Consider the following 26,093-nt stretch of genomic DNA (forward strand, 5'->3'; position numbering starts at 1 on the left):
CAATGGTTAACACCCAAAACATCCTCCCTGCTGCACTATCCGGAAGCAGAACACCTTACCTTTAGCTGTCAGCCCCGATTGGCTGCTCGCCATTGGTGCGAATGCAGGGAGGCGCAGGTTTCTCTGTCCCGGACTACTTACTGACCAACGATCTTAAAAACAGTTCACGATGTCTCCACAAAATCTGACTTTTGAAAATGCAGAAGGAGTTTCCCTTTCGGCACGGCTGGAGCTGCCGGCCCATCAGCATCCGCATACCTATGCCCTGTTTGCCCATTGCTTTACCTGCAGCAAGCAATTCACGGCTGTTCGTAATATCGCCCGGGCATTAACCCTTGAAGGCGTTGGAGTGCTTTCCTTTGACTTCACAGGGCTGGGAGAAAGCGAGGGAGACTTTGCAGATACCAATTTCTCTTCAAATATTGAGGATTTAGTGCAGGCAGCTGCTTTTTTAGCCGATGAATACGAGGCCCCTGCCCTACTGATCGGGCATTCTCTCGGGGGCGCAGCTGTACTACGTGCAGCCCATGAAATCCCCTCCGTAAAAGCCGTGGTAACCATTGGTGCGCCGGATGCCCCCGACCACGTGCAGCACTTATTCAGTGAACAAACAGACGCCATAGAAGCTGATGGCCTGGCTGTAATCAGGATCGCTGATCGCCCGTTTACAGTAAAAAAACAGTTTCTGGAAGATATCCGGACGCATAACCTGGAGCCCTACATCAAGCGGTTAGACCGGGCGCTGCTAGTGCTCCATTCTCCTCAGGATACGATCGTGGGCATCGAAAATGCCAGAAAGATATACGAGGCAGCTATGCACCCTAAAAGCTATATCTCACTGGATGGTGCTGACCATCTGCTCACGGAGAAAAAGGACAGCCGGTATGTTGGAAATGTCATCGCTTCCTGGGCAGAACGCTACCTTGACTTTGAAGAACGCCGCGCACTCCGTTCAGATAAAGATGTGGCAGCCCGGCTGGGGCAGGCGGATGCATTTACTACAGAGATTACCGTACGTAAGCACGGACTGACCGCAGATGAGCCCCCGGAGGTTGGGGGGAATGATTTTGGCCCCTCACCTTACGAGTTTTTGTCGGCTGGTTTGGGTGCCTGTACGGCAATGACGTTGCGCATGTATGCCAAGCGAAAAAAATGGCCTCTGGAAGAGGTGATTGTTCACCTGGAGCATAGTAAGAATCATGCCGAAGACTGCCAGAACCCTGACCAACCGGACAGCAAGATCGACCATTTTGAGCTCATCCTGGAACTCAACGGCCCGATTTCTGAAGATCAAAAAGCACGGATGCTTGAAATTGCTAAAAAATGCCCCGTTCACCGTACGCTACATGACCCCGTCAAAATAGCCGCAAAGCTAAAAAAATAGCGATCTACAAAAGTGCAGGGCCCCGGTACCAAATGGCTACCGGGGCTCTGACATCCAGTTACTGGCTTTTAATGACTGGAATTACCGGAGCAGCGTGATATTGCCCTGACGAGTAAAAACCTGATCGGGCTCGCCTTCCTCTCCGGGACAAACTATTCTCATATAGTACCCGTAAACGTCAGGTGGCAGGTCTTCTCCCCCAAAGAATCCGTCCCAGCACAGATTCTGCATATCATTGCTGCGGAAAACCTCTTGCCCCCAGCGGTTGTAAATCATAAGTTCTATTTCGGAGAACTGATCCATCACTTCGCTTTGTACGCATACCTGATCATTGTTCTGATCACCGTTCGGTGTGAAGGCATCTGCGATAAAGACCTTGTCCACTTCACAGCGCTCACAGGTCCCTACGTCCACTGTGGTCGTTAGGGTATCCCGGCAGACTTCACCGGTCACAATCACCTGAAAAGTCGATGGGCGCAGTGGTTCTGCATCGGTTATTGCTGCATCAGGATTGGTCAACCGGTCTTCCGGTGTCCATTCATAGGTACAGTTGTCACATCCAACGACCTCAAGCGTGGCAAAGTCCCCTGTACAAATTGAGGTGTCACCACCAACAATCGCGAGGTCGAGGGCTTCCACTTCAATTTCTATACTGGCCGTATCCATAGCACAGGCATTTTCCGCTATAGCAAAATAAGATACCAGCCCTGCACGGGTCGGTGTTACCCCAATCACCTCTCCCTCTCCTATGAATACAAAGGCTTCGTCATACCAGGAAATGGTAGCAGCCACATCCTCAGGGTCCAGGGCTGCTTCGAGGCTGGCTTCATCGCCCAGACAAATCAGCAGGGAAGGCGTATTGATTTCCAACATCAAATCTTCAGGTACATATTCCACGACAATCGTATCGCTGCTTACGCAACCCAATTCAACTAGGTTGGCGATGTAAATGCTGGAGCCGGGCTGAGGCATAATTTCTATAGAAATGGCCGTATCAATCACATTCCCCTCCCCATCGGTCCACACTACAGCTTGCCCAAGCGGTGCCAGGGCATTCAGCTGAATGGCAAAGGAATCGCAGACCACCAGGGTGTCCACGGAAGGAATGATTTCAATAGCAGCACTATCGATCGTCACCTGAACCAGTGTGTCAGCAACTACGCCACAACCATTAGTTGCCTCAAAAATGAATGATGCGGTGCCTGCTTCTGCCCCAACGAGCACAAGACCTTCGTTAATGGCTACCGTATCTCCATTTTCATTCTCCCAAACGAAGGGATAATCGTAGTCGCCCACCGTCACACTAAGCGTGTCATTCAGGCACATGAGTACCGTATCAGGCAGGCTCGGTGGCAGTACCGGTGGAATCGTATCCACCATTACAGTTACGGTATCTGAAATAGTGCAGTCCAGACCGGGAACACTTGCTATGTATTGGCTGATACCTACAGGTGGGGTCACACAAAGCTCACCGCCCGTACCCAACAGCGTACCTTCAAGGTCGGTCCATTCTATGCATTCATCCGGCAAACCGGTAACCGTAGCCGTCAGGCAGGTATCCATTTCTACCGGAGTACATAACAAGACATTTACATCTGGCTGCACATCAACCGTCTGCTCCGGCACCACGTACACAATCACCTCGGCCGAGGTCATGCCGCAAGCATTGGACGCGCCGAACTCGTAGCAGAACTCGCCGGCCTGGTCGCCCAGGATGATTATCTCGTCATTGGCGACCGGGATCTCCGCGCCGCCGCACGCTGACCACGTGTACGGGAAGCCGTAGCCGCTCAGGTCGATCACCGCTTCGTCGCCTACGCACAGCTTTAGTGTGTCCGGCAAAGCGACCGGTGGGGGCGGCGGAAGCGTCTCCACCACAATCGTTACCGTATCGGACGTGATGCAGCCCAGCCCGGGAACGCCTGCGATGTAGTAGCTCGTGCCTTCCGGCGGCGTCACGCATAGCTCGTTGCCCGTGCCCAAAACGTTGCCGTCAAAGTCCGTCCATTCTATGCAATCGCCCGGCAGGGCCGTTACTGTTGCCGTCAGGCAGGTGTCGGTAGCCACTGGCGCGCATAGCTCGATTTCTAAGTCTGGCTGGGCATCAACCGTCTGCTCCGGCACCACGTACACAATCACCTCGGCCGAGGTCATGCCGCAAGCGTTGGACGCGCCGAACTCGTAGCAGAACTCGCCGGCCTGGTCGCCCAAAATGATTATCTCGTCATTGGCGACCGGGATCTCCGCGCCGCCGCATGCTGACCACGTGTATGGGTAGCCGTAGCCGCTCAGGTCGATCACCGCTTCGTCGCCTACGCACAGCTTCAGTGTGTCCGGCAAAGCGACCGGTGGGGGCGGCGGGAGCGTCTCCACCACAATCGTTACCGTATCACTCGCGCTACCACATGTCAACTGTGGCGTACTCGCAATATATTGGTTTACGCCCTCCACTGGCAGTACAGACAAGGTAGTCCCTGTACCCAAAATAGCCCCATCTTCACTTGTCCAGGTAATATCGCTATCTGCGAATCCATCCGCAGTGGCAAAGATGTCAATGGCAGTGTTGACCGGTCCGCATAAAGCAATGGTAGAGTCTGGTTGTGCATCTATTACTGGTTCCGGAACAACGTACACAATCACGTCCACTTCCACCGTATCACAGGCATTAGAAGCGTTAAAACTATAACATGCTTCGCCTAAGGCAGTGGCATTAATTTCAATTTCGTTGCTATTTTCCTGAATCAACTGACCATCACAAGCAGACCAGCTGTAAGGGAAACCGTAGCCGCTCAGATCAAATACGGTATCCTGCCCAATACACAGGGTAAGGGTATCCGGCAGTGCAGGAGGCGTCATCGGCAGATTATCCACGATAACCGTTATGGTATCGGGTGTCACGCAAGTAAGGCCCGAAACACTGGCAATGTAATGGTTTAAGCCCACGCCCGGTGTTACACAAAGCTCGCCTCCGGTCCCCAGTATATTCCCATCCAAGTCTGACCATTCTATGCAGTCATCAGGCAAATCGATGACCGTAGCCGTCAGGCAGGTATCCGGAGCCGGCGCACAAAAGCGCAAGGTATCATTAGGTTGTGCATCAACCTGTTGTTCCGGAACCACATAGACGGTGATTTGCTCTTCAATCGCCCCGCAAGCGTTGGATGCGCTGAACCGGAAGCACTGTTCTCCTGCTTCGTTGCCGCTGATTTCAATAGTATTATTATTCACCGGGATTTCCTGCCCCTGGCAGTCCGACCATACATAAGGGTAACCATAGGTACTGAGATCTATGAGGATGTCATTACCCACACAAATCTTCAGCGTATCCGGAAGCCCAGGAGGCAGCGGTGGCACGAAGTCATCCACTACAATAGTCACGGTATCTGTGGCGGTACCACAAGCTGCACTAATACTGGCGATGTAGTGGCTGGTCCCTGTGGCAGGCAAAACGCTAAGCGTACCTCCTGTACCCAATGCGTCCCCATCTTCGCTAAACCATGCGATGGCATTCTGAGCAAAACCTGGTGCGGTAGCCGTCAAAATTAAACTGTCCGTTACAGGGGCGCATAACTCGATCGTAGTATCCGGCTGGGCGCTGATTTCAGGGGCTGCAATTATAAAAACGATTACCTGCTCTTCTACCTCACCGCAAATATTAGAAGCAGAGAAGGTATAGCAATCTTCTCCTGGTTGGGTACCGGAGATTTGGATTTCGCCATTATTGGTAGCTATAACCTGACCATCACAGCTGGCCCAGGTGTAAGGGTGACTGTAGCTACTCAAATCCAATAGAGTATCCTGGTTGATACAAATGGTCAGTGTATCAGGCAAATCAGGTGGCGGCGGCGGCATCGCTTCCACAACTATGGTAACGGTGTCAGCCGTGATACAATCCAGACCGGGTACATTTGCGATATATTGGCTCGTTCCCTGCGGAGGCGTCACACACAATTCGCTACCGGTCCCTAAAAGGTTTCCACTAAGATCCGTCCATTCTATACAGTCGTTTGGCAGACCAATTACCGTTGCGGCCAGGCAGGTATCCGGTGCGGGTATGCAAAATTGAATAGTATCGTTAGGCTGTGCATCTGCAACTTGTTCAGGTACAACGTATACGGTCACTTCGGCTTCTACCGTGCCGCACTCATTAGAAGCGCTAAACCGGAAACAAGTCTCTCCAACAACATCGCCTGAAACGATAATGCTGTCTCCTGATACCGGAATGGACTGACCGTCACAATCGGACCAGGTGTAAGGGAATGCATAATCGCTTAGTTCAATAACAGCTTCATCGCCTATACAAAGCTTGAGCGTGTCTGGTAATGCCGGAAGTGCAGGCTCAGTATCCACCTCGATAGTTACGGTATCACTTACCTCACCACAGACAGCAGACAACGTAGCTACATATTGGCTCGTTCCTGCTTCGGCTTGCACCATCACCATTCCACCATTGCCTAAGACAGCGCCATCGGAGGCTGTCCATACAATCATGCTATCAGGATATCCTGTGGCGGTGGCTGTCAGTTCCACCAGATTACCCTGATCCGTAATACACAAGGAAAGTACACCATCAGGCTGTGCATCAATACCCGGAAGCGGGAGTACCGTTACCAGAGCGTTGGTTTGCGTGATGCCCACCGGGCTAAATGCAGTAGCCGTGTAGGTGTAGCTGCCGGGGGATAAGCCACTAATTAGAAGCCCGGAGCCCTGACCCGCTGTTTGGCCCTGCGCATCATTCCACACGATACTGTCAATTAGAATAGTATCCGGGATAATAGTAGCCATTAGTGTTCCCTCTTCCCCCTCGCAAATTTCAACATCTGGCACGCTGATGGTGTAGTCCGCCTCAGGTGGTGGCAATACCGGGAAGGTGAGGGTATCCGGGCAACCGTTGACTTCGCCTACAACCGTATAAGGAGATGCGAGGTCATCAGCAGCCAATATAAAGGTGTCATTCCCATCGTCATCAACGACAGTGCCATCATTTTGGAACCAGGTGTAAATCGCCTCATCGCTATCGGAAGAAACGGTGATGGTGATTTCATCCTGTCCAAACTGGAAAGCATTCCCATCCACAGACAGATTCAACCCCGGGACGAAATCGATCACCAAGGTATCTGAAAACGATCCACAGTTGGGATCGGTAATATTTAAGACGTAGGTAATATCTTCTGTAGGTGTAATCACAGGATTGCCAATCGTGGAGTCGCTAAGCCCCGTAGTGGGAGACCAGCTAAATATCAGGTTAGGGTTAGTTGCATTCTCAAAAGAAGGCTGGAAAGTATCCCCTTCACAAACGACTACTTCCTGCTCCTCTATACCTCCGGACAAAGCGCCGCCTTCCACTGCAACAGTATCAGAAAGTGGGCAATTGTTGGCATCCCGTACTGTGGCAATGTAGCTGCCCTCGTTCAGGTTCGATGCGTCAACAGGATTGCCGTCCAGATCGGTCACTTCCAGGGTGTAGGGAGGCGTTCCACCTGTGGCTGCGTTCAGGGTAATGCTCCCGGGGATGATGTTCCCAGGCTCGCAGCTTCCGTTAAGGACAGTCAATTGTGCTTCCAGTGTTACCGGTTCCACAGACAACATAAATTCACAAAAGCAATTATCCGCCGAACTGATGCGTCTTATTTCGTAGTCTCCATATTGTACTTCGATGAATACGGCCTCATTTCCGGGTACCGAAGCCAGCAGGAATCCGGCATTGACCTGCCGGACCTGATAAGTCTCATTTGCTGTGCCGCTGCCATCAAAGTACAGATATGCCGGATCACCCGGGCAAACCGGGTCAAAGACTGACCAGCCTTCGTTGCACTCAAAGCCGGGCGTATTCAGCTCGATCGAGGCTTCGGCCTCACATACAAACCCATACTCCACTTTTACGGTATACAAGCCAACAGGAAGCCCCTCAAAAGTGTAAGGGTTATTATTGGTAGTAATTTCCAGTCCATCATTCAAGATAATGGTGTACGGAGGGAAACCTTCTTCCATCGTCACCGTGATTGTTCCATCATCGCTACTGCAAAGGGAAGGTGGCGTAGCTGTGAGGGAGATGGGCTCCTGCGCCTGCGGAATGGTAACCGGCAGGGAGGTAAGGCAGCCTGCTGCATCTCTGACTATAAAGGTGTAATCGCCAGGGGCGAGGCCTGAAATACTGACCGTACCATCTGCGCTCAATGTGTTGCTGCCGCCATCGCCCCAGGAAATTTGGTAGGGCGGTGTGCCTCCGCTTATATCCAGCTTGACGCCGCCCGAAAGCGTGGCACAATTGCCTGCCGTTATGCTTCCGACCTCTACAGCTGGGCCTTCTTTGGTGTCAATGACTACTTCTGTCTCGATGAGGCAATCCCGTAGCGCCTGATCTTCCAGCAATTCACTAATCCCAATGGTCACTTTGTAAACACCAGGTGCCAGGTTTTCAGCAGTGGGGCCAGTGCTGACGCCTCCTTCCCAGTTGTAAACAAACTCCGTTCCCGCAGGCAGGCCTACCGGTGTTACGGTAGCTGACCCATTGCTTTGTCCGCAATCTGCATCAATGGAAATCCAGGTGACCTGAAAATCCGGGCAAACGGCATCGCAAACAAAATCAGGAAGGGCGGGAGAAATGGTATCTTCCTCTATACCATAAAACGGCAACTGCAGGCTATGCGAACCTGATGTTGCCTGCCATTCACAAAGTGCACTGGCATCATTCCAGGGGTACAAAGACTTACTCCACCCGGAGGTACTGCACCCTATGGCAAGGAGCAGCACCAAAAGCCAGCTTCGGTTAAGGTTTACTAATCCGATATGTATCATTGTTCGGGATTTTTTCGCGTTTCGTTATTGGTTTGGGTACAGTCTTCGTCAAGGTCAAAAAGGGAAAGTTTTGGGGCATTTTGCTCAGGCAGTACCACCTTGAGCTCTACCCGACGGTCAGTTGCCGCCGCGATATTATACTTTCCGTCTTCATCTCCTCCCGGTACATTTCCACTGGCTTTGGACTCGCCCAGGGGCTGCGGGAGGATCCGCACTTTAGCATCTGAGCCTTGAGGTCCCATCAGGTCACCAAGTATTACACCATTAAACTCTTGTTTCTCCATGTATTCCTGAATGCACTGTATCCGCCGTAGCGCAAGGCTGTCATTGTAAATTTTGTTGCCCCGGGCACTACAGAGACCTTGTATTTCAACCTGAATATGCTGGTCTGCCTCAAGTTCAGCAGCTGCCACAATCAATGTTTTGGACAGCTCAATCAGTGCATCCCTGCCTTCTTCAATATCTCTTTCAAAGAAGAGGCGGATCCGGCTTTGTACTGTATCCCTGTCGGGGTTGTTCTCAAAGTAGGTGGTGGCTAAAGCCAGATATTCATCGATGGCGTCATCAAAGGACTGATCTGTAACGCTTGTATATCCCCTGAAGCCGCCTTCAACACGGCCGGCGCGGTCTGGTTTGTCGTTATGGAAATACACCCGGACCTCCCGGCGCTGATCGGCAGGCAGGGGTATGTCAATTTCCTGATAGCAAACTTTCTGGCACTGCGTTTTGGGGAAGTAAATGCCTTCAAGCGTATCTGGGTATAAAGTGACAACTCCGGGAAGCACCCCCGGAATGGTGCGCTCAGCAGAATCCACTGAAATACCAATATTATAAGCCCGATCAAAAGCCAGCCGGTAAAGGCCAGACTGCCCTTCGACTGTACTGAGGAGATTGCCGCTCTGGTCTTCAACGGTAACATCGCCAATTTCAATTAACTCTCCATCCAGAAAGAAACCCGTGGAAACCGCCAACTCCACATAATCAGGCAGCAGATTTATAATGACACTAGCGGTCTGAGCCGTATCGAAGTGGGCAAGCCTCAGGTCAATAACAGTATCCATCATGGCTCCAATAGATGGGTTGGAAGCAATCACCCGGTACTGCCGGTATTGCCTGACAGCCAGCGTTTCCGCTATATCATCCATCGTGGCCGTATTGAGCAGGGTATCCAACTGCCGACAATCTGAAATATCAATTACTTTCAGCTGTGTCTCCTTGTACCCTCTGGGTTTTTGGTCGCACTGTATGACTTCTACGTACAGTTCCCGGTCCAGCTTTCTCTGCCCGGTAAATATATCCTGGCAGCAGGCATCAATAGCTTCATCAAAGCGCCTTGACCGCGGCCGGTCAGAAGACAAATATACAGTGCTACCTTCCCCGGAAGCAAAGAAGTACATATCATTGAAGCCAGAGTTGTAAGGTGCGCCCAGGTTGTCCGGCTGCGACCAGCCCTCCTCCGTTTTCAGCGATTTAAACAAATCATACAACCCATAGCCCGGAGGGGCATCAGAGCTAAAGTACAGTGTACTGGACAACTGATGATAAAAGGGCGTGGATTCATTCCATTGAGAGTTTACTGGTTCACCAAGGTTGGTGATAGTACCTGCAACCCCTGAGGACTCATCGAAGCCTGCCTGCCAGATATCCAGCCCACCCAGCGTACCGGTACGGTCAGAAACGAAGTAAAGCACTACGGCATCTGTAGCACAGTCATAACCAAAGGCAGGCTGTGTGGTCGTAAAACCACCGCCCTGATTAATGTCCATCAGCTGTGGGTCTCCCCAAATGCCGGGACCTTGTGACTGCCGCTTGTAGAGCTTACAAAGAATCGAGTCTTCGACTGATTCGCAAACAGAGAAGACCATCCATTTACCGGAAGGGCTTATGGCCCGGTGAAGGGTGAACTGGTCTTCTTTGTTGAATGGTTCGGTAGTTGGGAGAATCGTCAGCAGGGTATCTGTCCCGCCTGTGTCCAACGGAGCAAAAACGGCCCGTAAATTCTTGGCATAAGTAGTGGACTGCCGCTTTCGCCTTAAGGGGTTACTGTCAAAACGCAGGGAGGAAAAATAAAGGGTATCTCCCTCCAGGACAGGAGCAAGGTCGGAGTAGCCGGAGTTGATTCTATCGCTTGTCAGCCGGTGCAACGTATCTCTTTCCAGCCAGCCATTACGCTCAATACTATATTCGACTTTTTCAATGCCAGCGGCGGCAGCTACGCGGTACCGGTTCTGTAAAACCGGGTCTGCGCTTACTATTGAGCTCAATTCGGTTTCCACTTTCTCAAAGAGTTCTTTGGCAAGTTGGTAATCCGCTTTACGCTCTCCCTTGGACAAGAGCAACTGCGCACGGTAAAAAACGGTACGGGCATAGATGGAATCTATACGGTTGTTATCCTCAGAGGAAACCATCAGGTTAGCGAAAACCGAATCTGCTTTGGAGAAGTAGTTGAAGCGCTGAGCCGAGAGTCCGTACTGAAAAGCAAGAAGCCGCTGCGGGCGGCTGTACTTCTCATCATCGTATTCCAATACGACCTCATAGCATTTGAAGGCCGTAAAGTAGTCGCGGTTTTGGTAGGCCTCGTCCCCGGCTTCAAGCACCTTTTCCAATGACTGGGCCGCTCCCCAAAGAGGCGGGAGCAGAAGCGTCAACAGCAGGGACAACATTTTGATATTCATAAGTCAATAATTGTCTTCATCTTTTAAGTAATCAAAGCCAGCCAACCACCTCAATATACAGCAACCGGCTTCTCATAAAATGCAAGCCAGCGTGATGCTTGATGCTGATCTGGCACACTTGGAGCCTGTAAGCAGATCGCACCACGATTAGGTTCTTTGCAGGTACAATGATGAAACGCCTTAACCATCGTAGTTGGGGGGATGACAGGGCGCCGGTTGCATTTTGGTCGTTCTTATTATTCCGGCACCGCCGCCTTGCTGAAGACAAGTGCGGCCGGGTTTACTCATAGTACCTGTACAGGCGCAATGCGCCGTTTTTAGTTTATAATAATGGACAGAAATAATTGTCCAGGCAAATCTGGCTCAGGGTATAACGCACGGTCAGCTCCCAGCCACCCCGGTTGCGGGTAGCCACGTCAAAAGCCGAAATATTGATATCATACGAAAACCCTGCAAAGATATCGCCATACTGCATACCAATTGTTGGGTATACCACATCCCCCAGCTCATTATTGAAGCGATAGCCACAGCTCAGCTCAAGGGCAGTGACACTCCCGGGGGTCTTATCAAAAAATACCCGCCCGCCAAAATTGGTCAGCCATTCCTTATAGACACCCTGAAACTGAAAATTCAGGTTAGCGAATACATCAACAATAGGGTCAACCTGCTTATTAGCCAGAATATACGGGCTAATCCGCATGGGCAGCTCTGCTCTGGGCCCTCTTACCTCATCGAATGCCTGATCCGGCCGGTTGAGGTGAAAAACACCTACACCTATGTCTATGGAAGACCGGTTTTTGAGGGTATTTACGATCTCACAATTGCTGAAGTCCTGAATGCGCAGATTGATACCCGCGCTAAAATCTGCGAAGTCGTTTTGAAGATTTTGAAAAATTTCGTTGCTGGGCAGATTAGAGTTACCGCCACTTATGGTGGGGTCGTATTGATTATCAAACAGCAAAGGGTTGATATCAAAATCTCTGCGGGCAATTCCTGACTGGGCGCCGGCAGTGATGAACACCTTTTCGGCCAGCCGGTGCGTGTAGGAAAGATTAAAATTAAGATTGGTATTTTGCAGCCGGGCCAGTCCTGCACGATCGTAATTGAAGGAAGCACCAACGGCCCAGAATCCATTTCTCATCTGGTTACGGTTAGGCAACTTCACATCCGCGCTGGCAGAAAACGTCAGGTAATTCACAGGTACTGTCCGCCACTGCTGCCTCGAGTTACTGATTGCTCGAAACTTCCCCCTGAATATACCGGTGAGCCCCGGATTGGTCGTGGCCGGCGCATATCCGAACTGAGAATAGTGGATATCCTGAGCGTTGACCCCGGGAATAGCCCAAAGGGCTAAAAACGCAACGTATAGTAACTTTCTCAAAATGGACCGTTTTTAACTTAGTTTAATTCTTTTTCATCACGCTTGGGGGGCTGAGCATTCCACTATGAGTGCCGTATGTAAGCTAGTCAGCACATAAACACTCATAAATATGTACCGGCAACAGGAAGGCAGGAAGCTCCAAACCACCCAATCATCCGTAAAAAAGCTGCTATTATTCCGGGTCCGTGCCCAATATACAGAAAAGAATCCGCTAGTGCTTTGTTAATGCTAAAACAACGGGCAATCTGTGATATCTTTTTGACAGAAACCGCGGCAGGCAGCTATTCAGAAGTATCGGTGCGCGGAAAGCTCGTACCCGAGCAGCTCAACGGAGAAAACCAACGGCCTTTTCCGAAGAATCCAGTTTTCCGGCAGTTTATGCTGTACAGCAAACGGACAGGCACCCGCCCATTCACTTAGAGGAGCCATGCGCTCAACAGCACAAAACCTGCTTAAGCCATAATCCACTTCGCCTGCCTGCTTTGCAGATCGTAACAGGACCACTTAACTTGTATATCATGAGGGGGGAATTCTTTTGGCAGGAACTTTAGCCTGCCAATACAAAATAGAAATACGAGCAGAGGGCTATTTCGTTACATAAAACCCTAATATAATTAAAAATATTTCAGTTTGTCACTTGTTTTTTTGGCAGTATTGCTTTGGTTTTACTAACTTTATCCTATAACTGCAAAGATACCTTATCTCATTTTTTCAATCACTATGTAACATTTTGGGCCTCGTGCCCGTTAGCCACTAAGTTTTTCCAAAGGAAACGGCGGTGCACTTCTGTACCTAAGAATCCTGGTAAAAACCTTAGATATATTTTTTTCTAAATTGAACTTGTTTTTATTAGAAAAAAAGTTATATCTTGTGACTAAATTCGAATATAGAGAATCCCAATCTCTAGATTCGAGAAAGTAAAGGGGTGACGCCCTTTATTCCCAATATCCTAAATTTTGTTCTTCGTTTGACGCCTTTTAGGATGGGGTTTCTTCAATTAGTTTCCCAGCTTTTGAAAGTAACTCCAGCCTTACGTAACCTAAGGTATTTCCCATACCCCGGTTATTTACCAACTTCAAAACTTCATTAGGCGTGAAACAAGTAACATTTTTACTCATCATGGTCATGGCTATGGGCCAGCTACATGCGGGGAATATTTTCTTCGTAAAGCAAAATAGCCAAGGAAATGGTACGTCCTGGACGGACGCATTCGGCTCCCTTCAACAAGCATTGGAAGTTGCCAGGGCAGGTGATGCCATTTGGGTAGCTAAAGGCGAGTACTTCACAACTTCAGGTAACAACCGTAACCTGTATTTCAAAATTAAGGATGGTGTGAAGCTGTACGGAGGTTTCGCAGGTACCGAGTCTTCTCTTGCACAGCGCAATATTGGCGCAAACCGTACGATCCTCAGCGGTGAGATTGGCACCTCTTCACTTGAGGATAATGCCTACACCGTTGTCTTCACGGAGAATGTCAGCTCAAACACGGTTGTGGATGGCTTCATTATTACAGGCGGAACCGCAAATGTCGAGCAGGATGGTTCGAGCCGGGTTAAGGAATCTTGTGGTGCCGGCTGGTATAACCTGGCAAACGGTGCTCACTCTTCTCCGGTCATCCGTAACTGCAAATTCGTCGACAACAAAGCCCGCGAAGGCGCTGGCATGTACAATCTTGCTATCAATGGCGGAGAATGCAGCCCAACCATCGAAAAATCTCAATTCATTCAAAATACTGCAGCCCTTGATGGCGGTGCAATTTACAACGGCACACTGGGCGCAAAAAGTAAAGCCGCTCCAAAGCTGACCAATGTTCAATTTGAATACAACATCGCCACCTATGGAGGCGGAATGATGAATCATGCCCATGACGGGCAGGTAGCTCCGCTTGTAAAGCAATGCCGTTTTATCTCCAACAAGGCGCACTTTCAGGGTGCAGGTGTTTACAACGACTATAAAGGAGAGGGTTCTTCCAAAGCAGTCATGATTGCCTGCGTATTGCAGAAAAATCTTTCTTCCATTGGTGAGCCTGTTAGCAGCCGTACCGGCTCTTTCAAAGGTGGCTCCATCAGCAGCAACGGACTTCGTTAAACAAATAAGTATAACGTATTTTGGTCCTTTACTCTGCTAAATACTATACAAAGCAGATAAATGACTTCGAAGCCTAATGATAGAAACAGGGGGTTTGCGCTTTGCAAACCCCCTGTTTCATTTTATACCTGACCTTTCGTTCGGCGCCTCACTTTTGCACTTCCTCTATCCGTACTCTTCCTTTGACTTCAGGCAGGTTTCAATGTCACAAATCACTCCATCTATTCATTTTATAATCTTTTTAATATAAGATATTGTCATTTGAATAAAATGGATGCGAACGGAACTGAGCGTTAAAAATGAAAAAGCAGGATTCCGATCGCAACCTAAACCAAGGCGGCGTCGTACATATAAAAAAACGTTCGATATAAAATTTTTAAATAACTGTTGCCGTTACTGTAACAGTTATTCCAAAAACCGACACGATGAAGCCTGCTAAGCATGCTGTCACAACTGGCAGAAACATATCTTTCCTGATACCTTTCCTGAATCTTGCTTCCTTTTGGAAGAGTAAGCTTCTTTTGTATGCCATATCGCCCCCTCCTGATAAGTAAAATGGGGCTGACCTGGCTTAACGGGCGTGTTGATAAAAATACAGAACACATACGTATCAAGGTGGCGCATGCTGCCGGTATGGCTCTGATTTGAAGTACGCCCGGCTGCTGCAAACCCGTGGAGGGATTGATAGCCTACAGGGTAGCCTGTCCCACTACCTTTAGCAGCCCCTACTTACAGCAAATTCAGTATCGGAAAAAAGCATTCATCATAACCCAAAGCAAGTAACAAATCATGAGACGAAACACATTTACAATTATTGTCTTGGCAGTCTTCTGGAGCGTGCATTCGCTCTATGCCCAAACCTGTATAGAAGGAGACTGCGAGAATGGAGAAGGGACGTTGATTCTTGAAAATGGCATCAAGTACGTTGGCCAATTTCAAAACGGAGCCTATAATGGTGTTGGTATATGCTACTGGCCCAATGGTGGTGGCCGGTACGAAGGCGAATGGAAAGATAACCTGCCTCATGGCAAAGGCTCCCGCCTCTTGAGTACGGGCAAAAGACAGGTAGGCTGGTTTGAGAAGGGTATCTTTCAGGGGCATTCCAAACCCGGTGAAGGTATACAAGCCAAGGGCAGTGATTACCACATCGACCGGTATTCGGTGGGGTGCATTTCCGGCACCTGCGAAAACGGACGGGGCGTCTACGTTTACAGCAACAAAGCTATGTATACGGGGTGGTTCCGGAATGGCAACCGGGACGGGCAGGGCATTTGCCACTACCCCAATGGAAACACCTACGAAGGCGACTGGAAAAACGGTCATCCACATGGTTATGGCACTATGACTTATGCCAACGGACAAGAGTGTTATGGACAATGGGAGAATGGCCGATCTGTTGAAGGGTGCCAAAACACCATGAAAGCAGGCAATGAGGTACAGTCCGGTTGTGTTTCAGGCAACTGTGTTAATGGAAAAGGGCGTATCGTTTACCTTGACCGCTCCGAATACGAAGGGTGGTTTAATAAAGGCAAGCCTAACGGCCGGGGCGTCATGTACCGGGCCAATGGCAACCGTTATGTTGGAGAATTCAAAAACGGATTCTACCATGGGGAAGGCGTGCTTTACCGCCCCAATCAACCTGCACTGGAAGGCCAGTGGATGGATGGTGAATTCATTGGTCATCAGAACCCAGTTTCAAAAGGATGTATTTCGGGAGACTGCCGCAACGGCACAGGCACCTATATCTTTAAAAACGACAATAAATACACTGGCACTTTTAGAGATGGGTATCCTCATGGAAAAGGTACCATTATCTACGCCAATGGGGAGCGCTACGAAGGTGAACTTAAAATGGGCTACCTCAGCGGGCACGGTGTGCTGTTTACCAACACAGGCGAACAGAGGTCCGGTATCTGGCATAACGGCGAGCTGGTGCGGGAAAAGGTAGAGGCACAAACGCCCTCTCCTGAGGCATTACCATCGCCCCGCATACCTGCATCCGGGAATAAAAACCCGGAGCTCGAGGTGTTCGCTGTTGTGATTGGCATTTCCACCTACACCCATATGCCTCCACTCAATTATACGGATGACGATGCTTACCAAATGTATGCATTTTTGAAAAGTCCGGAAGGGGGAGCCTTAGACGATGACCACATCAGTATTCTTATTGATGAAGCAGCCACACTCAACCGCATAAAGTACACCATGGAAGAGGTCTACAGCCGGGCCGGGCCTGAAGACCTGATCATGCTTTATTATTCCGGCCATGGTTATGACGATGCTTTCCTGCCCATAGACTTCAATGGCTTCCGCAATAAATTATTCCACAAGGAAATTATTGGCATCCTGGAGCGCAGCCCGGCCAAGTACAAGCTTTGTATTGCCGACGCCTGTTACAGTGGTGGACTGATGGCAGCCAAAGGCGGAGCCCCCAGTCAGCTTACTCAGGATTTCTACGACCGGCTCGCAGAAGCGGCCCCCGGTACTGCGCTGATCATGTCTTCCAAGTCCAATGAGACCTCTCTGGAGGCCAAAGGCTTGCGGCAGGGTGTATTTAGCCACTATCTGATTCGCGGGCTAAAGGGAGAAGCTGATCAGAACGGAGACCGCTATGTGGATATTTCTGAGCTTTTCCGCTTCGTAAGCCAAAATGTGCAAAATTACACCGGCTCCAAACAATCACCGATGATAGAAGGAGACTACGACCGGGAGATGCCGGTTTCCATCCGCCGGACTAACGGAAATTAAGCTTAAATCAGACGATATAAATACTTTCTGCCGGGGGGGATATAAACCGCCCGGCAGATTTTTTATTTTGGGGCATGCCAGCAATTTTCACACTTTTTCAGCACTCCCCGTCTCCTATAGAACGCCTTACGTTGCCCGAATTCGAATCAGCGGGTTTATCCATATGGATAAAAAGAGATGACTTGCTCCGAATGGGCCCCGGCCTGGCGCTTTGTGGCAACAAATGGCGCAAGCTTAAGTATAACCTTGCTGCAGCCAGGTCTGCCGGGCATGCTCAGCTACTTACCTTCGGTGGGGCTTTCTCCAATCATATTGCAGCCGTTGCCGGAGCAGGGGCTTCCTTTGGCTTTAAGACTATTGGGGTCATCCGCGGGGAAGCCCCCGCTGGTTTAAATCCCACGCTCAGGTTTGCACGGGAGTGCGGTATGCATCTGCACTTTGTGGACAGATCTGCCTTCCGGCAAAAAGAGGAGGATGGGTTTATCCGTAAATTAGAAGAGCGGTTTGGAGCCTTTTACCATTTACCGGAGGGCGGCACCAATAGCAAGGCCCTCATCGGAGCCCGGGAGATCATCCGGGAAAGCCAGGAACAACAACCTGGCCTAAATGCGGATTACTGGTGCGTGAGTGCAGGCACAGGTGGCACCGCTGCAGGCCTAATCATGGAAGCCAGCCCTGAAAGCAAAGTGCTTGCCTTTTCAGCCCTGAAAGGTGACTTCCTGAAAGCAGATATCAATAGCCTCCTTTCCCCCTCCTGCACTGACGGCCCAAAACCATGGGAACTCATTACAGACTTTCACTTTGGTGGCTATGCCAGGTACCGTCCGGAACTGATTCAGTTCCTTAATCATTTTTACCAACAGCACGGCATTGCATTAGATCCCATCTATACCGGCAAACTCTTTTTCGGACTTACAGCAATGGCTAGCGCGGGCTTCTTCCCGGGCGGGAGCACCATAGTAGCCGTACATACCGGAGGGCTGCAGGGCATAGAGGGGTTCAATGAGCGGTATGGCTCCCCGCTTCACTACACTGCGTAAATCAAAAGGGTCATCAGGCTGATCTTACTTTGCCTGATGACCCTCAGTAGTCAGGATGTGCTCTGTAAAGAATCGGTTCTGACCTTAACGCACCCGTCCGTAACGCTCCCCATTGATATACTCAATGAGGTAGGCGCCGCTGTACCCTCTCGCTTTTACTTTACTCAACACTGCCCGGGCATCCGGCAGAGAGAAAAAGTCAGCAAGCATCACCCGGTTGAGGTTCCGTTCAATAATAAACTCCGTCTGAATGGTACCGAGGTCGGCAATATTGCCAAACCGTGCCGAATCAAAATTACCTACTGCGGCAATCTGCACCTTATAATAAGTCCCGTTGTGACGCGGAGCGGTAGTTTCGTACTCGTAATTGTCATTAGGGTTCTGGCTTCTCGTACGGTAAGGTGCGACGGGGGCCATGCTATTGGATGTCGCCGGCCCTGTAGGCGGATAAGACGACACAGGTTCATCCGGTTCAAGCGGTTGGGTGCGCCCGGGGTTAATATTGCCCGGATACGGGTCATTGCCGTTGTCCACAACGGGTGGCTCCGGGATATCCGATGCCTGTCCCTCTTTTTCCAGAAAAATAGGCTGGCCGTAGGAGTAAGTGTTTTCGTCATTGGCATTTACCCTGTAGGAACCCGGCTGATAACCATAAGCACTAATCTCTACCCGGAACTGGCGATTAGGCAGGATATCAAAAGAATAGCGCCCATCATTAAAGCTTTGGCTGCGCAATTCTGATTCCCCACCCGGGCCAACTTCAAAAAGCCGTACGGTAATGGCCCCAATGGGGTCTCCGGTCGTCCGGTCGTATACATTCCCTTTCAGAACGACACGGCGCCCACCTTCTGAGAATTCAAAAATGTCTTCGTGTGAGGTTGTAATCTTGCTGCCCGCATCAACCCGGTTAGAAGTAAAAAAACCTCCATTGCGGGAAGGATTGAGGATATAGAAATAGTCGTCCGCACTAGAATTAAGGGGCATGCCCAAATTAGCAGGTTGCGACCAGCTCACCTCATCCCCTATAGATTGAAAGATGTCAAAACCTCCCATAGACACATGCCCGTTAGAGCCGAAATACAGCGCCTGATTTTCACGGTCATAAAAAGGCGTAATTTCGTCTCCCAGAGTGTTCACTACCGGGCCCAGGTTAACCGGGAAGCTAAAATCATTATTATCGATGCCAAGGTCACGGGAAGCGTACCAGAGATCCATACCGCCCAGGCCCCCTTCGCGGTTAGAGGCAAAATACAGGATTTCGCGCCCCCTCTGATGAGTAACAAATGGATGGGTAGCGGTCACTCCCTGCGTGTTGATGTAATCCGGCAGTCGTTCCGGCTGTGACCATTGGGAGCCTACTCTTTTGCTGACAAATATTTCACAGCGGTTTTTAACGTCGCTCCAGTTCTTATCATCATCGTTGCAAACTGTAAAATAGATGCGGTTCCCATCCGGAGACATAGCGCTGTTGCAAAAATGCCCCTGCTGAATCACCGGGAAATTGCGTGGAGCCTCGCCTTCTGTCCACTTATTATTTTCCCGTTCTGATACAAAAATGCGTGCACGCCCTCCCTGATTAGAAGAGAAGTAAAGCTCATTATCAGATATAGGGAAAGGCGCAAAATCTTCCTTTTCAGAATTGACACCGTCACCAGGCAGTGCAATATTGAGTTCACGGTTTGCATTAGCCGGCGCTTCCATACCAAACCGGCAGCCCGCAATTTCGACCCGGATTATCTCTTCCAGTATTTCTTTGCCATCCCCGGTATAACCTTCCAGAAACTCTTCAAAAGCAGTGATTGCACGATCGTACTGACCATCCTGCTTGAGGCAACGGGCGAACTTCAACCCGACCAATGGGAAGTCATCGTTTTTATCCTTCACCGGGCGATAAGCCTCCACGGCTTTGCGATAGTCCCGCATTGTAAAGTAGATCTCGCCTGCTTTATAGGTAAGTTCTTCTTTTTTGCGCTTTTTGCTGTAAGCTTCGCTGTATTTTTCAGCAGCAGTTTTCAGGTCTCCCTCTTCGAAAGCCTGCTCGGCATCTTTGCGCAGGCTCCTCCAGCTCTGCGCCTCTAAGGCTGGCGCCAGACCGGTCAGAAAAAGAAGAAGTAATAAGTAATTGCGGATCATGACTTCGGTATTATGAATTTAATGCTTTAATGTATTTCTCAATAACAGGTGCAAAATGCTCATGTTCCAGCTGATGCACCTTGCCTGCAATCTGCTCAGGGGTATCTGAGGGCTCCACAGAACATTTAGCCTGATAAAGGGCATCGCCCTCATCGTAGGCTTCATTTACCAAATGTATGGTAATCCCGGTTTCCGGTTCACCGGCATTCCTCACAGCCCTGTGCACATGCATACCATACATACCTTTGCCCCCGAATTTTGGTAATAAAGCCGGATGTATATTGACCATGCGCCCGCGGTAGGCATTGACCAGATAGGCAGGGACCAACCACAAGAAACCGGCTAATACAATGAAGGTAATACCGGCACCTGTCAGTTGTGCCAACAAGCCCTCTGATTGGTAAAACCCTGACCGGTTGATACGAAGGGTTTCTATGCCCAACTCCTCAGCCATTGCCAGAACAGGGGCATCTGGCTTATTAGCAACGACGAGCCCGACTTCAATATTAGGATGTGCCCGGAAATATTCAATAATTTTTTTTGCATTGCTGCCTGTACCGGAAGCAAAAATGGCGATTCTTTCCATGGTTTTTCGGTCGAGAATAATACGATGTATGGATTTGTATTACCACATTGCCCAAATTACGCTTTTTTGTGATATCCTAACGATTTGGCAACAGTGCTTCAGAACATCAAACAACAGGGAGGAGCACGAATACCGACTTGTATTCCACTTTAGCCAATCAAATCCTGCATTCATTTAGCTCAGGTGCCTGGAACCTGCTCAAAGCAGACCACTATACGGCGTGAGCTTAGGGGTCACTGAAACTGAAGCTCCCCGAGACGGTAGGAACGGCCGCGTTCTCCGTAAACGATCATTTTCCGGCTTCCGGTTTGTTTGCAAATTTTTGGGCGGGTGATTACTCCTGCATCCCGGTTATTGAAAAGCGGGTACATCTCAAGTTCGCCGCCTTTACGAATTTCAGCCAGCGTAATGATAGAGTTTCTGCCGTTGAAATTATACAGGAAGTTGTCGTTATCCGAGGTATAATTGCGGCTGTTATCGTTAAAAATGAAGTAAAGCCGGTCCCGCACAACCGCCATTGCATAAGAGGAGTAATAGCCGCCATCGTTCACGGTTTCCTGCCGTTTAGGGATGCGCACGGACCACTCCATGGAGCCGTCCGGCCTGATGTTCACGACAATAATATCGTTGTAGTTGTAAAACTCATCAAACTGAAGGGTGCCATCCCACATGCGGTAGGTACGCTGGTATACAAAGTACTGTTCAGCCACAATAACGGCACCACCGTCACTGCGCAGGATCAGGTCATTGAGGGCAAAGCGGTCGAGCTCTGCCTGCTGATTCGTATTTCCGGATTCCTCAGCACGCTCAGCCCGTCGCTGCTGACCTGCGCGCATAAAAGCAGTCCGAAAGTCAAGGTCAAACTCCTGGAGGCTGATATTGAAGGCTTCCTCGGTCTCCGGGTCTACCCGGAAAAAGCAAGTCCCTTTGATACTTGTGGTGCCCCTGTCGGAGAAGAAGCCCGCGCAGATCAGATCTCCCTCATTGCCAATACGGAAAGTCATGTCTGTAATAAACTTATCCTTTACGGCGATGCGGTACTCCTGCTTATTTTCTCCATTATTGGTGTAAGCCAGGATAACGTATTGGTAATTGGCCAGCCCACGCCGAACCGCCTGCGCTGAGCCATCCAGGAACTGAATACAAAGCAGGTAGACATTACCGTTCTCATCGATTCGGTAGTCCTCCACTGCAAATTGCTGTTCGCTGTAGGGCAGCCGGATATTCTTAGACCAAAGCTCCTGCATTTGATTGTCAAATACACGTATGGCAAAGCGCTCCGGCTCTTTGCGTTTGCTGTCCAGCTGACTGTAGAGCAGCACCTTGGAGCTATCCTGAGACAAAAGCAGATTGAATGCACCGGTACGAGCCCGGTTGGCAGCTGGAATTTCTGCGATTTTTTTCAGGCTGCGCTCGGGTTGCAGGCGGCTGTTCAGTTTTTGATAAAAGAGGTAGTTGGTCTTTTGAGCTTCGTTGTTGAAGCTGGTAAAAAAGTAGAACTCCCCGCCAATTTTCACCAGATCCTCAAACTCGCGCCACTTCCGCTTGTACTTGAGGGGCAGCTCCACGGAACGCTTCAGCCGCTGCTGATTATCGTATTGTTCGATAAAGACCTCGCCACGTGCGATCGCACTGGGCCGGCGTTCCCGCAGAACATAGTAGGCCTCGGGAGCAACCTCTACAACTTTGGTGATCCCCGACCTTGAAGGCTCTGTAATATCCGGCCCCCAGGATATTTCACCCGGGACACGGTCCTGCTGTGCAAGCAAATCTGCATTAAAGGCCAGCAAAAAAATAAGCGAAAGAAGAGTCTTGAATGGCATAGTCCGGATTGAATTTGGGACGTCTATTTCAACGATCTGAACTTGGTAGTATTAGAGGCATCGAGGCGGGTCATGGTCTGCACCACTTTGTTCTTTTCCTGAGGCGTTCCTTTCTTGAAAATCTCCATAATTTCATCGGCTTTGGTATCCGAGAAGGTCTGTATGATCATAGAGTTTGGATAGGCCTGGTCTACATCGCGGAATTGTTCCATAGAAGCGGCAATAATAGCCCGGCAGGTTGCTACATCATTGGCAGCCACATCCAGCCCCTGCCGGTGGTACTCATACCAGGCCTGACGGAAAGGACGCACCCTTGGTGAAAGGAGGTTCTCAATCAGGAAAAACCGGCTGGGGTCCCCATCGATGGCACGCCAGCCCGGGCTTGCCGCCGCTGCTCCATCGGGCACCATATTGACGATCTCCTGAGCCGCCTGGAAGTAAGGTTCTCCTCCGTAGGCAGCGAAGCTGTCATAATCGAGCCCCAAAATAATATAAGCGTAGAAAGCCAGGCAGGAAGACAGGTTGTCGTTAAATCGGTTCTGGCTAAACTGGATAGGCTGAAAAGGCTCATAACTGAATACGACGCCTTTGTCGATGTAGTTCAGCAGTGGCGTATCGTAGTTGCTGTTGTAAACGGGCCGTGAAGCCTGAACGGCAATATCTGCCTTAAAGGCAACCTGAGAAAGTTCTTCCTGAATCGTAATCAGAATATTGGCTTTGATCCGCTCTTCGGGCTCGAAGACGTCATTCGTCCACTTTTGATTGTTCATAAACTCTGCAATGGAGTTGACCAGCGTCTCAAAGATTTGCGGATCTGCCTGTTGCAGTTTCTGAGTATTAGTACGGACAATGACTTCCAGCTCCTGCGCCTGCATAGCGAACAGGCTGCACAGCAATATTCCGGATAGGATCAATTTTCTCATGGTACTTATGCTTTTCGGGTCAGCCCCATAGTTCCTGAAGGGCATCGACGATGTCAACAGCTACAGCTGCCTTGGTTTTTAACTCAAATTCGCGCTTCTTATTGCCCCGATCCAGGATAGTGATTTTGTTCGTATCATGGTTAAAGCCTGCGCCACTATCCGTCAGGCTGTTCAGGACGATGAGGTCCAGGTTCTTATGCTCCAGCTTGGACTGTGCGTTTTCCAGTCCGTTTTGGGTTTCCAGAGCGAAGCCGACCAGCTTTTGATGGATCGTTTTGCTTTGACCGAGCGATGCAGCGATGTCCGGGTTTTTGACCATAGACACCTGCATTTCATCCCCTGATTTCTTTATTTTTTGTTCGGCAACTTTGGCTGGCCGGTAGTCTGCTACAGCGGCTGCCAGTACAGCAGCATCGCAGCGGCCAAACAACGTTGTAGCGGCTTCGTGCATTTCTCTGGCAGTGCCTACCCGGATCACCTCAACACCTGCCTTTCCGGGCGATAGCGCCGAAGGCCCAAGGATCAGATGAACGGCCGCACCGCGCGCGCATAGTTCGTCTGCAATAGCAATACCCATTTTCCCACTTGAGCGGTTACCGATAAAGCGGACCGGATCGATGGGTTCATACGTTGGTCCAGCTGTGACAAGTATGCGTTTGCCGCTCAGGCTTTGCGCTCTGCTGAAGTGCCGGTCCAGAACGGCTAAAATGGTTTCCGGCTCTGCCATACGCCCCTCTCCTACCAGTCCGCTTGCCAGCTCGCCGGTTCCTACAGGAATCAGCTGATTGCCAAAGCGCTGCAACCGGCTGACGTTCTCCTGCGTTGCCGGGTGTTTCCACATATCCAGGTCCATAGCCGGAGCAAAGAATACGGGGCAGCGTGCAGAAAGATAAGTAGCGGCGATGATATTATCACAGATGCCCTGCGACAGCTTAGCCAGTGTGGTGGCAGTCAGGGGAGCGAGCACCATAGCATCAGCCCAGAGTCCCATCTCAACGTGGTTATTCCAGCTATCACCGGATGCCACATCGGTATGCACTTTGTTCCGCGAAAGAGTAGCCAGGGTAAGGGGGGTAATAAAATCGGCAGCCGCAGCAGTCATGAGCACCTGTACTTCAGCACCTGCCTTGATCAGCAGCCGCACCAGCGAAGCAGCCTTGTAGGCGGCTATGCTACCAGTAATGCCCAGTATTATTTTTTTGCCGTGGAGTGCGGACATGCTCAGGACGGTTGATTGACCATGGATACTATAAGAATAACGAAGAGCAGGGGAAAGGGCGCGCCTATCCTCTGCTCTCCGGAAAATCAGTGTGCACAGACAACGCTAGAGGTCGTCTTCCTGCTTTTTGTTGTAACGGCTGTAAAGCTCGCCATTGATGTACTCTTCAGAAGCGATAACCACAGGGTTAGGCAAGCGCTCATAGAACTTGGAGATTTCAATCTGCTCCTTGTTCTCGCTAACCTCCTCGATGGCATCAGAAGACACTGCAAATTCTTCAAGCTTTTGGTGCAGCTCGTGCTTGAGTTCTATTGCCAGCTGACGAGACCGCTTCGTGATGATCGCGAGTGCTTCATACACATTGCCCGTATTGGCAGCCAGGCCGTGCACATCACGCGCCTTAACATTAGGATCTAGCCCCTGTACTTTGGTCTTGATATCTGACATTCTCTAATTCTTTTAATTGATCGGTTGACTGTTCATACATCTTCTGAACTTCATCGGCATAACGGCTGTCGCTGTACCTTTCCAGAAACTCAGAAGCACGCTCTACCGCATCAGTAAAGCGTTCTTTTTGTTTTTCGACAAAGCTGTTCTTTGCCAGCAGGTAAGACGACCGAATGATCATGTAACCGATTTCAACACGGTTTTTAGTATCCGGAAAGTCTTTTAGTACATTTTCGAACGACTGAATAGCCGCCTGATAATCCTCCAGGTCATAATAGAGCTCCGCCGCATTATAAGCTTTGAGCTCCAGTTTGGCCCGCATGGCATCAATCAGTTTATTGCATTGTTCTACCCGGTCGCTATTGGGGTAGGTATTGACAAATAACTGAAAGCCTTCGATCGCTTCAATCGTATACTGCTGGTCCAGACGGAACGTGGGAGACAGCTGATAGTTGGCATAAGCCGACATAAAATCTGCTTCTTCTCTGAGTTCGCTGGTACCGTAAGTGGTCGAGAAGTTCTTAAAGTAGTAGGCAGCAAGGATGAACTGCTCCAGATGGTAGTAGGTATAGGCATACTTGAAGTAGATATCCTCCGCCTCTCGTTTACCCCGGTAGCTGCTGATGATGATCTCAAACAGAGCCTGCGCCTTTTGGTACTCCTCTGCCTCGTAATACGCCATCGCTTTGGTGTATATACGGTCCACATCGCCGCTCGTACGTATTTTTTCAAACTCGCTTTTACAGGAAGCCAGGCTTATACTGATGATCGCGAGTAACAGTAGTCGTTTCATAAGTTTGCAAAATTACAGCATTTTAGACAATAGTTCAAACTTTGTGCTGCTCAAG

At 49.9% G+C, this 26,093-nt stretch carries 14 protein-coding genes; 4 read left to right on the plus strand and 10 right to left on the minus strand.

The window, feature by feature from the left end; translation table 11 throughout:
• The first annotated feature begins 169 nt into the window (after positions 1–169).
• Positions 170–1,384 (plus strand): bifunctional alpha/beta hydrolase/OsmC family protein, encoded by a 1,215-nt coding sequence (locus IX84_RS03930; RefSeq protein WP_044216739.1) that lies wholly within the window; start codon positions 170–172, stop codon positions 1,382–1,384.
• Between the two features lie 81 nt (positions 1,385–1,465).
• Here the strand turns inward: IX84_RS03930 and IX84_RS03935 are convergent, their stop codons facing one another.
• The 3 genes from IX84_RS03935 to IX84_RS03945 form a co-directional block, all read right to left on the minus strand.
• Complete coding sequence (locus tag IX84_RS03935) at positions 1,466–8,182, minus strand: gliding motility-associated C-terminal domain-containing protein (RefSeq protein WP_044216740.1); 6,717 nt, start codon at positions 8,180–8,182, stop codon at positions 1,466–1,468.
• Positions 8,179–10,857: an OmpA family protein gene (locus tag IX84_RS03940; RefSeq protein ID WP_044216741.1), complete on the minus strand. Its 2,679-nt coding sequence runs from the start codon at positions 10,855–10,857 to the stop codon at positions 8,179–8,181. The genes IX84_RS03935 and IX84_RS03940 overlap by 4 nt, the downstream gene beginning before the upstream one ends.
• A gap of 322 nt (positions 10,858–11,179) precedes the next feature.
• Positions 11,180–12,238 carry a PorP/SprF family type IX secretion system membrane protein gene (locus IX84_RS03945; protein WP_044216742.1) on the minus strand — a complete coding sequence of 353 codons (1,059 nt, stop codon included), beginning with the start codon at positions 12,236–12,238 and terminating at the stop codon, positions 11,180–11,182.
• A gap of 1,092 nt (positions 12,239–13,330) precedes the next feature.
• Between IX84_RS03945 and IX84_RS03955 the strand changes: the two genes are divergently transcribed.
• From IX84_RS03955 to IX84_RS03965, 3 genes are all read left to right on the plus strand, one after another.
• A complete protein-coding gene (locus tag IX84_RS03955; protein WP_044216744.1) occupies positions 13,331–14,326 on the plus strand; it encodes a DUF1565 domain-containing protein in 996 nt (331 codons plus the stop codon).
• A 789-nt stretch (positions 14,327–15,115) separates the two neighbouring features.
• The gene (locus tag IX84_RS03960) at positions 15,116–17,074 is read left to right on the plus strand and encodes a caspase family protein (RefSeq protein ID WP_081968601.1); all 1,959 of its coding nucleotides are present in this window, start codon (positions 15,116–15,118) and stop codon (positions 17,072–17,074) included.
• A gap of 74 nt (positions 17,075–17,148) precedes the next feature.
• On the plus strand, positions 17,149–18,114 hold the full coding sequence (locus IX84_RS03965; RefSeq protein WP_044216745.1) for a 1-aminocyclopropane-1-carboxylate deaminase/D-cysteine desulfhydrase: 966 nt from the start codon (positions 17,149–17,151) through the stop codon (positions 18,112–18,114).
• Positions 18,115–18,198: 84 nt separating this feature from the next.
• On the opposite strand, the gene IX84_RS03970 is transcribed toward IX84_RS03965, so the two are convergent.
• The 7 genes from IX84_RS03970 to IX84_RS04000 all read right to left on the minus strand — a co-directional run bounded on the left by IX84_RS03970 (position 18,199) and on the right by IX84_RS04000 (position 26,038).
• Positions 18,199–20,247, minus strand: coding sequence for a carboxypeptidase regulatory-like domain-containing protein (locus IX84_RS03970; RefSeq protein WP_044216747.1), 2,049 nt, complete (start codon positions 20,245–20,247; stop codon positions 18,199–18,201).
• A gap of 10 nt (positions 20,248–20,257) precedes the next feature.
• On the minus strand, positions 20,258–20,833 hold the full coding sequence (purN, locus tag IX84_RS03975) for a phosphoribosylglycinamide formyltransferase (protein ID WP_044216748.1): 576 nt from the start codon (positions 20,831–20,833) through the stop codon (positions 20,258–20,260).
• 233 nt (positions 20,834–21,066) lie between these two features.
• Positions 21,067–22,656 carry a hypothetical protein gene (locus tag IX84_RS03980; protein ID WP_044216750.1) on the minus strand — a complete coding sequence of 530 codons (1,590 nt, stop codon included), beginning with the start codon at positions 22,654–22,656 and terminating at the stop codon, positions 21,067–21,069.
• 23 nt (positions 22,657–22,679) lie between these two features.
• Positions 22,680–23,579 (minus strand): type IX secretion system protein PorD, encoded by a 900-nt coding sequence (gene porD / locus IX84_RS03985; RefSeq protein WP_044216751.1) that lies wholly within the window; start codon positions 23,577–23,579, stop codon positions 22,680–22,682.
• Between the two features lie 19 nt (positions 23,580–23,598).
• Complete coding sequence (gene coaBC, locus IX84_RS03990) at positions 23,599–24,798, minus strand: bifunctional phosphopantothenoylcysteine decarboxylase/phosphopantothenate--cysteine ligase CoaBC (protein WP_044216752.1); 1,200 nt, start codon at positions 24,796–24,798, stop codon at positions 23,599–23,601.
• 105 nt (positions 24,799–24,903) lie between these two features.
• Positions 24,904–25,245, minus strand: coding sequence for a DNA-directed RNA polymerase subunit omega (locus IX84_RS03995; RefSeq protein ID WP_044216754.1), 342 nt, complete (start codon positions 25,243–25,245; stop codon positions 24,904–24,906).
• The gene (locus tag IX84_RS04000) at positions 25,205–26,038 is read right to left on the minus strand and encodes an outer membrane protein assembly factor BamD (RefSeq protein WP_044216756.1); all 834 of its coding nucleotides are present in this window, start codon (positions 26,036–26,038) and stop codon (positions 25,205–25,207) included. Before IX84_RS04000 ends, IX84_RS03995 begins: the two co-directional genes overlap by 41 nt.
• Positions 26,039–26,093 lie beyond the last annotated feature (55 nt).

This window comes from Phaeodactylibacter xiamenensis (assembly GCF_000759025.1).
Taxonomy (GTDB): Bacteria; Bacteroidota; Bacteroidia; order Chitinophagales; family Saprospiraceae; genus Phaeodactylibacter; species Phaeodactylibacter xiamenensis.